Origin of the sequence: Vibrio sp. A8-1, assembly GCF_013048685.1 — a bacterium.
In the GTDB taxonomy this organism is placed as follows: Bacteria; Pseudomonadota; Gammaproteobacteria; order Enterobacterales; family Vibrionaceae; genus Vibrio; species Vibrio metschnikovii.
This window is the reverse complement of sequence record NZ_VHTC01000035.1, coordinates 19,816-30,574: the sequence shown is the minus strand read 5'-3', so window position 1 is coordinate 30,574 and position 10,759 is coordinate 19,816. Positions and strand designations below refer to the sequence as shown.

The 10,759-nt window shown below is 44.5% G+C and carries 11 protein-coding genes; 7 read left to right on the top strand and 4 right to left on the bottom strand.

Features of this window, described 5'->3' with window-relative positions:
• The first annotated feature begins 115 nt into the window (after positions 1-115).
• The 3 genes from FKN93_RS14700 to FKN93_RS14690 all read left to right on the top strand — a co-directional run bounded on the left by FKN93_RS14700 (position 116) and on the right by FKN93_RS14690 (position 3,948).
• Positions 116-1,063, top strand: a complete 948-nt coding sequence (locus FKN93_RS14700; RefSeq protein ID WP_170905423.1) for a putative 2-aminoethylphosphonate ABC transporter substrate-binding protein — start codon at positions 116-118, stop codon at positions 1,061-1,063.
• 82 nt (positions 1,064-1,145) lie between these two features.
• A complete protein-coding gene (locus FKN93_RS14695) occupies positions 1,146-2,213 on the top strand; it encodes a putative 2-aminoethylphosphonate ABC transporter ATP-binding protein (RefSeq protein ID WP_170905422.1) in 1,068 nt (355 codons plus the stop codon).
• Between the two features lie 22 nt (positions 2,214-2,235).
• Positions 2,236-3,948: a putative 2-aminoethylphosphonate ABC transporter permease subunit gene (locus tag FKN93_RS14690; protein WP_170905421.1), complete on the top strand. Its 1,713-nt coding sequence runs from the start codon at positions 2,236-2,238 to the stop codon at positions 3,946-3,948.
• A 79-nt stretch (positions 3,949-4,027) separates the two neighbouring features.
• Here FKN93_RS14690 and FKN93_RS14685 read toward each other — a convergent pair whose 3' ends face one another.
• Complete coding sequence (locus FKN93_RS14685) at positions 4,028-5,632, bottom strand: NAD(P)/FAD-dependent oxidoreductase (protein WP_170905420.1); 1,605 nt, start codon at positions 5,630-5,632, stop codon at positions 4,028-4,030.
• A 225-nt stretch (positions 5,633-5,857) separates the two neighbouring features.
• Here FKN93_RS14685 and fdxA point away from each other — a divergent pair, with 225 nt between their 5' ends.
• Positions 5,858-6,181, top strand: a complete 324-nt coding sequence (gene fdxA, locus FKN93_RS14680) for a ferredoxin FdxA (protein WP_170905419.1) — start codon at positions 5,858-5,860, stop codon at positions 6,179-6,181.
• A 119-nt stretch (positions 6,182-6,300) separates the two neighbouring features.
• Here the strand turns inward: fdxA and FKN93_RS14675 are convergent, their stop codons facing one another.
• Both FKN93_RS14675 and FKN93_RS14670 read right to left on the bottom strand, forming a co-directional pair.
• Positions 6,301-7,035, bottom strand: a complete 735-nt coding sequence (locus tag FKN93_RS14675; protein WP_158138374.1) for an RNA methyltransferase — start codon at positions 7,033-7,035, stop codon at positions 6,301-6,303.
• Positions 7,036-7,119: 84 nt separating this feature from the next.
• Positions 7,120-7,578 carry a PACE efflux transporter gene (locus tag FKN93_RS14670; RefSeq protein ID WP_170905418.1) on the bottom strand — a complete coding sequence of 153 codons (459 nt, stop codon included), beginning with the start codon at positions 7,576-7,578 and terminating at the stop codon, positions 7,120-7,122.
• A gap of 89 nt (positions 7,579-7,667) precedes the next feature.
• On the opposite strand from FKN93_RS14670, the gene FKN93_RS14665 reads away from it, so the two are divergent.
• The gene (locus FKN93_RS14665; protein WP_170905417.1) at positions 7,668-8,555 is read left to right on the top strand and encodes a LysR family transcriptional regulator; all 888 of its coding nucleotides are present in this window, start codon (positions 7,668-7,670) and stop codon (positions 8,553-8,555) included.
• A 199-nt stretch (positions 8,556-8,754) separates the two neighbouring features.
• Positions 8,755-9,060: a DUF6482 family protein gene (locus FKN93_RS14660; RefSeq protein ID WP_170905416.1), complete on the top strand. Its 306-nt coding sequence runs from the start codon at positions 8,755-8,757 to the stop codon at positions 9,058-9,060.
• Positions 9,061-9,146: 86 nt separating this feature from the next.
• Here FKN93_RS14660 and blaCARB read toward each other — a convergent pair whose 3' ends face one another.
• Entirely contained in the window at positions 9,147-10,037 is an 891-nt protein-coding gene (gene blaCARB / locus FKN93_RS14655; protein ID WP_170905415.1) for a CARB/PSE/RTG family carbenicillin-hydrolyzing class A beta-lactamase, read from the bottom strand.
• Positions 10,038-10,197: 160 nt separating this feature from the next.
• On the opposite strand from blaCARB, the gene FKN93_RS14650 reads away from it, so the two are divergent.
• Positions 10,198-10,734 (top strand): RNA methyltransferase, encoded by a 537-nt coding sequence (locus FKN93_RS14650; protein WP_170905414.1) that lies wholly within the window; start codon positions 10,198-10,200, stop codon positions 10,732-10,734.
• Positions 10,735-10,759: the final 25 nt, after the last annotated feature.

Sequence of the window (10,759 nt, the reverse complement as noted above, 5' to 3'; positions counted from 1 at the left end):
TTTAGGGGCTTTCTTTCTGCTCATAACAAACAGGATGAAGCACTGGAATGATCACTCAATAGTAAAAAGTGGATCAAGTGCTGAGTGTCACACTTTTTCTGTCAATAGGGGCTTGGTGAACACTTACGTCTATACCGCCATTGAATCAGATGATTTACGTAAGTACGCCGAGCGTTTCAACCAAGCTCATCCAGACATTAAAATTAACTGGGTACGCGATTCAACGGGCGTGATTACAGCTCGTCTATTGGCAGAAAAAAACAATCCTCGTGCCGATGTGGTTTGGGGACTGGCGGCAACCAGCCTAATGTTGCTGCAAGATGAAGGGATGCTACTGCCTTACTCACCTAAAGGTGTCGAAAAACTGTCGCCTAAATTTAAAGACAGCGCTCAACCCACTCATTGGGTCGGTATGGATGCTTGGATGGCAGCAATCTGTTTCAATACGATTGAAGCGAAAAAACACAACTTGCCAATGCCAACATCGTGGCAAGACCTTACCAATCCTGTCTATCGCGGTCATATCGTGATGCCAAATCCAGCCTCTTCCGGAACCGGCTATTTAGACGTTTCTTCTTGGTTACAGCTGTTTGGCGAACAACAAGGCTGGGCATATATGGATAAGTTACACGCCAACATCAAAAATTATACCCATTCTGGATCTCGTCCTTGTGTGCATGCCGCTACCGGAGAAACCGCTATCGGTATTTCTTTTGCTTTTCGCGGCGCACGTGAAAAACAACGTGGCGCCCCCCTTGAGCTAATTTTCCCAACCGAAGGTGTAGGCTGGGATATGGAAGCGACCGCTATCATCGCGGGGACAAAGCAACAACAAGCGGCTCAAACACTGGTTGATTGGTCAATCAGTCAGTCGGCGATGGAAATGTACAACGAAGGATACGCCATTGTTGCCATGCCCGGCATTGCTAAGCCCGTCCAATATTTTCCAACCCATGCAGAAAGCCTACTGATTGATAATAACTTCCAATTTGCAGCGGCTAATCGTGAACGGATTTTACGCGAATGGGAGCGTCGTTACGACGGTAAGTCTGAAACCAAATAATCGAAATAATGGATAGGCAAGCAGCAGAGACTGATTGCCGCCTATTTACCCCTTTTATCCCAGCTTAGTTAAGGAGAACATCATGCGATGCCAAGGCAGCCAACTGGTTCTTGAAAATATCAATAAATGGTTTGGTGAAACTCAAGTGCTAAATAACATTCACTTAACTATCCAACCTGGGGAGTTGATCTGTTTTTTAGGTCCTTCTGGTTGTGGAAAAACGACTTTATTGCGAATTATCGCCGGATTAGAGCAACAAAATAGCGGGACGTTATTACAAGGCCAACGTGACATCAGCACACTGGCTGTTAAAGAACGTGATTTTGGGATTGTCTTTCAATCTTACGCGCTGTTTCCCAACATGAGCTTGTTCGATAACATTGCGTTTGGTCTACGTTGCCAAGGCGCAGAAAGTCGCTTAATTAAACAACGGGTCAATGAGTTACTCGACTTGGTTGAACTCGCCGAGCATGCCCATAAATTTCCCGCACAAATTTCCGGAGGTCAGCAGCAACGTGTCGCTCTTGCGCGAGCGCTGGCACCTGCGCCGGGTTTACTACTACTGGATGAACCATTATCCGCCTTAGATGCTAAAGTCCGTGCCCATTTACGTCATGAAATTCGCAGTTTACAAAAACGCTTAGGCGTAACAACGATTATGGTCACTCATGATCAAGAGGAAGCCTTAGCCATGGCGGATCGTATCGTGGTCATGAACCACGGTGTCATTGAACAAATTGGCACCCCAGAGCAAATTTATAACCAACCCGCCAGTGCTTTTGTTGCCCATTTCATCGGTCAAATGAACTTCATGACACCGACACAAGAGAGTCAAATCCATCAACTTAGCGCGGTGCAACAAGCTTTGGCAACGCATAGCCATCCAAACCCAATTGATAAAACCCTACGTATCGCCGTAAGGCCGGAGCACGTTTCCCTCGTTGCAACTCATGAAAGTCATATTCAAGCACAAATCAATCATATCGAATTTATGGGGGCTTTTTTACGCTGTAGTTTAGTGATCGAGGGCATTTCAGAAGCGCTTTATGCTGATATCACTATCGGACTTGCTCAGAGGTTACAACTGCGTACTGGCGATTATGTGGGCGTATCATTACAGGCAAACAGCATTCACTGCTTTGCGGCATAGAAGTTAAACAAAGGAAAGCACCATGTTATCAACTAGGATGTCGCCGTCCAGATTCTCTTTCGCTTGGCCTCAAGAATGGCGAATCAGCGAGCGCTTTTGGCTAACCTGTTTATTAGCGGTCGGTCTATTATTTTTGAGTATCGTTTTATTGGGGCCATTATACGCGCTCTTTAGCCGCAGCCTAATGAATGCACAAGGCGAGTTTGTCGGGCTGGCTAATTTTGCAGCTTATATTTCATCGGGCGGGATCACTACCGCGGCTTACCATTCGCTTTGGGTGGCGTCGATGAGCACGGTCATCGTGATTTTCTTCAGTTTTATGGCTGCTTACGCTCTCACACGCACTCAATTACCGGGCTGCCATCTGCTGCGTCTTTTGCTAACGATCCCAATTTTAGCCCCTTCATTATTGCCGGCGATCAGCTTAATTTATCTATTTGGTAATCAAGGTATTCTCAAGTTTTTACTCGCCGACCAGACTATTTATGGCCCAATTGGTATTGTCCTTGGTTCGGTCTTTTGGACCTTTCCACACGCGCTAATGATCCTCTGTACGGCACTTTCTCATGCTGACGCAAGACAATATGAAGCGGCAGCGAGCTTAAAATCCTCACCATGGCGCACCTTTTGGTCTGTCACTGTACCTTCGGCTCGTTATGGCTTAGTCAGCGCCAGCTTTGTCGTCTTTACTTTAGTGATCACCGACTTCGGCGTGCCCAAAATCATTGGTGGTCAATTTAATGTTTTAGCAACGGATATTTATAAACAAGTGATTGGTCAACAACGATTTGAAATGGGAGCCGTGGTCGGTGTAATCCTGTTACTTCCTGCTCTACTCGCCTTTGCCGCCGACCTTTGGGTGCGCAAAAAACAAGTAGCCAGTTTAAATGCACGTTCAGTCCCTTATCAACCGCCACGTTCATGGCGTAAAAGTCTATTTGGCATCCTGTGTGTGGCACCAAGCGGCTTATTTATCCTGACGATTCTCGGGATGGCAGGGATGGCTTCACTGTTTACTTATTGGCCATACAATTTAGATCTCACTTTCGCCAACTATCAATTTGAACGTTTTGATGCTCATGGCTGGAAACCCTATCAAAACTCGCTGATGATGGCCTCGACGACCATGATTATTGGTTCTACAGTCGTCTTTTTTAATGCGTGGTTAGTAGAACGCACACCACAACCGGCTTGGTTAGCGAGAATCTATCAGTTTGTAGCGTTACTACCGATGGCAGTACCTGGTTTAGTCTTAGGAATCGCTTATATCTTCTTTTTTAATCATCCAAGTAATCCACTCAATGTCTTTTATGGGGGATTAATGGTGATGGTATTATCAACGGTGGTGCACTTTTATTCGGTCGCACACTTAACGGCGGTAACTTCATTAAAACAATTGGATAATGAGTTTGAAAGCGTTGGCGATTCACTTAAATCGAGTCGGATTCATCTCTTTTCTCGACTCATTTTGCCACTCTCTTTACCCGCGATGTTGGATATTGCGCTGTATCTTTTTGTTAACGCAATGACCACCGTTTCTGCGGTCGTTTTCTTATATGGCCCTCACTCTCGTTTAGCCTCTGTAGTGGTGATGAGCTTAGAAGAAGCGGGCGGAACGGCCCCTGCGGCGGCCATGGCCATGGTGATCTTTTTTACTTGTGTTATCGCTAAACTGATTCACAGCGCGCTGCATTATGGGCTATCTCGCTCCACCAGCCGCTGGCGAAATAAATAAACGTCGAGCATTAATACATCAAAAGCGCCCCGAAGAGCGCTTTTGATGATGCAGTACTGAGGTTATGTCTCGCTGTTCGTTACACTTTTAACATATCGCGTGCCACCGCCTCAGCAACTTTAATTCCATCAATCCCGGCAGATAAAATACCGCCAGCGTAACCAGCCCCTTCACCCGCAGGATAAAATCCTTGTAAGTTAATGCTTTGGAAATCTTTACCACGTTTGATACAGATAGGTGATGACGTCCGGGTTTCTACGCCAGTTAACAAACCATCATCCGAGGCAAAACCTTTGATTTGGCGATCAAACGCGGGAATGGCTTCACGAATTGCTTCAATCGCAAACGCCGGTAACGCTTTCGATAAATCGGTCAGTTTAATACCGGGAGTAAAAGAAGGCTCAACATCGCCGAGAGTATTTGGCTCACGCCCAGCCAGAAAATCACCTATTGTTTGTGCAGGCGCATCATAGTTGGCACCACCCAATTGGTAAGCACCCGACTCCAATTCACGTTGGAAACGAATCCCCGCTAATGGATCTCCAGGATAATCACGCTCAGGATCAATACCAACGACGATCGCACTGTTTGCATTGCGCTCAGCACGAGAATATTGACTCATGCCATTCGTGACCACGCGCCCTTCTTCTGATGTGGCGGCGACCACGGTTCCCCCCGGACACATACAGAAGCTGTATACCGTACGACCATTTTTACAATGATGAACCAATTTGTAATCGGCAGCGCCCAAAATCGGGTGGCCAGCACTTGGGCCAAAACGCGCCTCATCGATCATCGATTGTTTATGTTCAATCCGAAAACCAACCGAAAATGGTTTAGCTTCCATATAAACGCCGCGTTGATAAAGCATTTCAAACGTATCACGTGCACTATGACCAACGGCAAGTACAACATGACGAGAATGCAGGACCTCACCATTGGACAAGGTCACACCGGCGATTTTGCCATCTTGTTGATGAATATCATCCACTCGGGTGCTAAAACGAATTTCACCGCCCAGTTCAAGAATCGTCGCGCGCATTTTTTCAATCATGGTCACCAATTTAAAGGTACCAATGTGTGGCTTACTGACGTACATGATCTCTTCTGGCGCACCGGCAGCAACAAATTCAGTGATCACTTTGCGGCCATAAAAGTGAGGATCTTTGACTTGGCTGTATAGCTTACCATCAGAGAAGGTCCCCGCTCCGCCTTCACCAAACTGAACATTCGATTCAGGGTTTAACGTTCGTTTACGCCAAAAACCGAACGTATCTTTGGTCCGCTCACGCACTTCTTTACCGCGCTCAACAATAATTGGCTTAAAGCCCATTTGTGCTAAAACCAACCCAGCAAACAAACCACAAGGACCAAAACCAATCACCACTGGACGCTCAGTCAAATCAGCCGGTGCTTGCGCTACAAATTTATATTCCATATCCGGTGTGATTCGAACATGAGGATCCTCACTCAACGTTGCCAGCAATTCGGCTTCATTGGCAACTTCTACATCTAAAGTGTAAATCAACTGGATATTGTTTTTTTTACGAGCATCATAGCCACGTTTGAACAGAGTAAAAGAGAGCACTTGCTGTGCAGGAATACGCAGTTTTTTGGCAATCGCCTCGCGTAGTTCGCCTTCTTCGTGTGTCAAAGGGAGTCTGATTTCAGTTAAACGTATCATGAAGTGATGTCTCGTATCGGTTGGTGTCTTAGCTAGAGCCATTAAGGCCCGGCTCACAATGGCGCGCATTTTACGAGAATTTGCTTGCTATGTCATACTAAATCCCGATTCAGCAAAGATTTGAGCCGATTGACAGTAACATTCTGTGCAGAGAATGTTGAATTTTGCCTTCGGATCCGTATCATGCCCCTTCTTCGTTTTTGACTGAGTAAAGAGCAACCTGTTATGGCGTTTGTAGTCACCGATAATTGTATACAATGTAAATACACAGATTGTGTGGCGGTATGTCCAGCCGATGCCTTTCACGAAGGTCCCAACTTTATGGTCATCAATCCGATTGAGTGCATCGACTGTGGCCTCTGTGTGCCGGAATGTGATGCGCAAGCGATTTTTCAAGAAGATGAATTGCCCGACGACCAAAAGCTATTTATTGAGCTTAATGCCGAGCTGGCGAAAATCTGGCCAACACAAACCGAAGTCAAGCCAGCCATGGATGAAGCAGCTAAATGGAATGGTGTGCCAAATAAGCTTTCAATGCTAGAGAAATAGCCAAGTTACCTGATTTTTGTCTCTCACAACAACACCAGCTTAGCGCTGGTGTTTTGCTTTATAGCCAAACGACGTGGAGTAGCCATATCAAATAACCATAGGGTACACGAAAATAGTGATTAGCTATGCTGACGACGCATATTATCCAGAATAATTCCTGTCGCCATCGCCACGTTCAATGACTCTGCTCCACCAAATGCCGGAATGGTAATTTTATCGGTTACCCATTGCGCAGCCGGTTCGCGGATACCATGAGATTCACTGCCCATCAATAAAATTCCTTGGGCACTAAAGGAGGTTGCATGGACACTTTCCCCCTCTAAAAACGCACCATAAATGGGCAGATTGGCTTGTGCCAAGTAATGGGGTAAATCCACCAAACTCACCTGAACGCGGCCAAAACTGCCCATAGTTGCACTGATGGTTTTCGGATTATAAGGATCAGCGCAATCGACACTGGCAACAATATGTTTAATCCCATACCAATCCGCGACTCGAATAATCGTACCTAAATTACCAGGGTCAGAAACACCATCTAAAGCAATCATTAAACCTTGTGCTTTGGGGATTTCAATCTTCGGGATCTCAACCACGGCTATCGCGGCATTATTACTAACCAACGTACTGGCTTTGGTCAACTCATCCAATGATGCTTCAGTGCAAGTGTAACTCGCTACGTTCTCAGCGTGTGAGTTTAGAAACTCTGCTGTGGCAAAAACATGCTGAACGTTGAATGCGCTATGGGTTAATTCAAGGACGTTTTTTTCACCCTGAACCAAAAATAAGCCGTGTGCTTTACGCTGTTTTTTTTGTCCTAACGCGCGCAGTAATTTGAGTTGGTTTTTTGAAATCATGATTTTATCCCAGATGAAAGCGCGCCGATTATAAAGTAAAGCGCCCTAGAGCTAAAGAGCGCTAGGGCGTTGTGGCAACAATCGTTACGAAGAAATTCTCTTTGTTTCTACTCTCTTTCCTATTTTTAACCATTTACCTAGCGCACGATAAGGCTGATATTTATCGTATAACCAGTTAAATCCTAAGGTATAAAAGAGGAAAAACGTAATAAAGACCGCTTCTAAAGCTAAGGTTTCTAATAACGACATTTGTAAAAACCAGCCAACAAAAGGAATGGTGATCAGTAATAATCCGCCTTCAAAACCCTGTGTATGACCAATCCGCATCATTAAACCACGTTGAATACGATCACTACCAAACCACTTATCAAAATACACGTTATAAATATAGTTCCATACTGTCGCGGTAACACTCAGGACGATACTCACTAACGCCATATCACCTGTTCCTTTACCAGAAAACCACGCAGCAAGGGGCACCATCATTAATAGTGCAATGATTTCGAAAACCACAGCGTGAAAAATACGCTCATTCCGACCCATGATGAATTACCTCAATTCAACTATTCAAGAGTCATCATTTTATCTACAATAAGGATACTTAAAAGTTAGATACCATCGGTAAAAACGATATGTTCAACATCGATCAACTGCGTGCTTTTGTGAAAACCGTAGAAACAGGCTCGTTTTCCTCAGCAGCAAGAGAACTTGGCAAAGCACAATCAGTGATCAGTCAGCACATCATCAATATGGAATTAGATTGCGGGGTCGATCTCTTTGATCGCAGTGGACGTTACCCAAAGCTAACCGCTAAAGGGGAAGAGTTGATGCCTTATGCACAAGCGACATTGATTCAGCTTGCTCGCATGAGTAGTAAAGCATCACAGCTCTATACCCCTGATGCCAACCAATTAATTTTAGCGATGGATGAAGGGATTCCACTCGCTAAACTGCCGATTGCTTTACGTCAATTAGAACAAGCCTTTCCTCACCTTCAGATCGAGTGCTTAATGGCCTCAAGCCGCGATATTATTGAGTTAGTCGAATCAGGACGCGCCACCACTGGACTGATTTTAAGTGAACCAGACTTACCCACTTGCTTAGATTTTTTCAGTTTAGGTCATATCGCCTTTGATGTATTTGTCGCTAAACATCATCCACTGGCTAACATACCGATTACACACATTGATGAGTTAAGACAATATCGACAGCTCACCGTGCGCTCTAAAAACAGTCAATTTAGTAGCTTAAATCAAGCCTTTAGTCCGGACATTTGGTACACCGATAACTATTACACAGTTCTAGAATTGGCGGTGAACGGCTTTGGCTGGTCCTTTTTACCTAACCATCTCGCGCAAAGCGTGCCCAATGCACTGACTCGAATAAATGGCACGTTCACCAACTTTGCATGGGAGGTTAATATTGACCTGATTCAACACCAAAAATGGAATACCGATCCTTTGCACCAGCAAGCACGTAAAGCTTTATTAAGCTTATTTAATGACTCGACGAATGAATAACCCGCGTCATCTATACCCAAACAACTTAGAGTTGCAGGTAGGCGGCAAGTGAGCTCATCTCCATAAGCATAGACAGACGATGTGATTGAGGTGAATGAACGTAGCCAACACCGCTGCAGCTTCAAGTACGAAGGGGATATAACGTTGAGTGATCGCCTCTCAATAAGCCAACGTATTGGTTAATAATCAAGGAGGAATCATGAGACAAACACTGACCACGCTAGAAAAGTACTTTTATATCAATAAGTTAATTACTCACGCATTAGATATGGCGCTTTATCAAGCGTCAGTAATTATTGATGGCCAAGAGTATTGGGTAGTCGATAACAACGATAATCTCTTAAAGACCCACTCTATCGTAGAAATGCAAAAACGTTGCAGAAAGCTGAATACACAGCAGCAAGTGCTACGCCATCAAAGTCCTTATGATGAGATGATTGGCACCCCAACTCGACAAGGTGATAATACTCTCGAAGTCCCTCTTCGTGATAATGGTTACTACTAAAGATAAAAACCGTAAGAGTGGTGGTGAAAAAAGTCGTAGGGATTTTTTCACCACCATTTTTTTATGCTTGTCTGTTATACCATTACTTACTGATCGCGGTAATAATCATTGCTGTCGATATAGTTATCAAAAATCGCTTTTCCAATCTTAACGATTGCCTGATTTCGCTGCTCGATTGATGCTTCTGTTTGAGCGATATAGATACTAATAATAATTGGTGATTGCGTTTTGCTCCAAACGATAGCAGTAATACTCCTTGCGCCAAAACCTCCAGCACCAGAACGATCGCCTATTCCCCAGCCATTAGGTAATACCGAACGCAATAAGTTATCCGTAACTTGATTATTTATCATCCACATTAACAATTTTTGTTGGCTCGATTCAGAAAGTACAGATCCAAATAGTAGTTCATGGAGAGTAATGACCATTGCATTTGGCGTGGTCGTATCTCGAAGATCATTCAGTAATCCTTGATTCAAATCCGGTTCGATACGATCTAAGCGGGTGACTTCGTCACCCATTGCTCTGATAAAACTGGTAATGCTTTCTGTGCCGCCGACAGCCTTAATAATCATATTAGCGGCCGTATTATCACTCGTAGACATCGTTGCCTGACAAGCATCATCGAGTGTTATTTCTTGGCCTACGTATTGCTCGATAATCGGCGAATACGTAACAAGATCATTTTCTTCTATCTTTACTTTACTAAGCGGATCAATATCACCTTGCTCTGAATCATGTAATAACTTGGCGCAGGCGATTGTTTTAAAAGTACTTGTCAGAGGGAACCGTTCCTCTCCTCGATAATTCCAATGTTCACCGGTTTCGGTATTAAAAACAGCGACACCTATACGAGCAGAAAGTTGCTCCTCGATTGATCTTACCTCTTGCTCGACTCGCGTTAACTTTTCGCTAAAGGCAAACGATGCTGAAGGCATTAAAATTGAAAGGGCTAAAAAAACGCTTAGTATTCTCATAATGACAAGCTCATAACTTAGATTGATAACCATTCTACCGATAAATTATCTACAATAAAATCAATAGGAACAGTGCGTACTCCTATTCGATTCAATATTTTGCTTATCCTCTAAGATTTTGGCGCTATACTGCTCGCCCCAATTTTAAGAGGAAAACGTTGTGAACAATGAAACGTCAGTGATCATTGGCTTATGTAACCCGAAAAGCCCAACCAATGTCGGTGGTGTACTGCGTGCGGTGGGGTGTTATCAAGCTGATGCGATTCGTTATACGGGAACCCGTTACGACCGAGCAGTGAAACTGCAAACGGACACCAAAAACCGTCAAAATAGCATTCCCCTGATCGCCGTCACTGATATCACCGCAAATTTACCGAGTGGTTGCAAAATTGTTTGTGTGGAACTGGCGGAAGGCGCGACGCCACTGCCTGAGTTTGTTCACCCTCTACAGGCGCTTTATGTATTTGGTCCTGAAGATGGCTCTATTCCTCAAGCCATTATCAATCAAGCCGATGATGTGGTGTATGTCCCGACCGTGGGCTGTATGAATTTAGCCGCTAGTGTCAATGTATTACTGTATGACCGACTTGCCAAAACTAACGCTGACATCGATCATCAACAGCAAATCATTACCAATCGCGATGTCAAAAACCGCTTGAAGTTTCAGCGCAACAAACTCAATCCAGCGAATGATTAATCGAAAACTCTCTATCTCTTCCCTC

What these genes read in the sequence shown, in the direction of transcription:
- FKN93_RS14695 (WP_170905422.1), top strand. Translation starts at nt 1,146, where the DNA reads ATGCGATGCCAAGGCAGCCAACTGGTTCTTGAAAATATCAATAAATGG.
- FKN93_RS14690 (WP_170905421.1), top strand. Translation starts at nt 2,236, where the DNA reads ATGTTATCAACTAGGATGTCGCCGTCCAGATTCTCTTTCGCTTGGCCT.
- FKN93_RS14685 (WP_170905420.1), bottom strand. Translation starts at nt 5,632, where the DNA reads ATGATACGTTTAACTGAAATCAGACTCCCTTTGACACACGAAGAAGGC.
- fdxA (WP_170905419.1), top strand. Translation starts at nt 5,858, where the DNA reads ATGGCGTTTGTAGTCACCGATAATTGTATACAATGTAAATACACAGAT.
- FKN93_RS14675 (WP_158138374.1), bottom strand. Translation starts at nt 7,035, where the DNA reads ATGATTTCAAAAAACCAACTCAAATTACTGCGCGCGTTAGGACAAAAA.
- FKN93_RS14670 (WP_170905418.1), bottom strand. Translation starts at nt 7,578, where the DNA reads ATGGGTCGGAATGAGCGTATTTTTCACGCTGTGGTTTTCGAAATCATT.
- FKN93_RS14665 (WP_170905417.1), top strand. Translation starts at nt 7,668, where the DNA reads ATGTTCAACATCGATCAACTGCGTGCTTTTGTGAAAACCGTAGAAACA.
- FKN93_RS14660 (WP_170905416.1), top strand. Translation starts at nt 8,755, where the DNA reads ATGAGACAAACACTGACCACGCTAGAAAAGTACTTTTATATCAATAAG.
- blaCARB (WP_170905415.1), bottom strand. Translation starts at nt 10,037, where the DNA reads ATGAGAATACTAAGCGTTTTTTTAGCCCTTTCAATTTTAATGCCTTCA.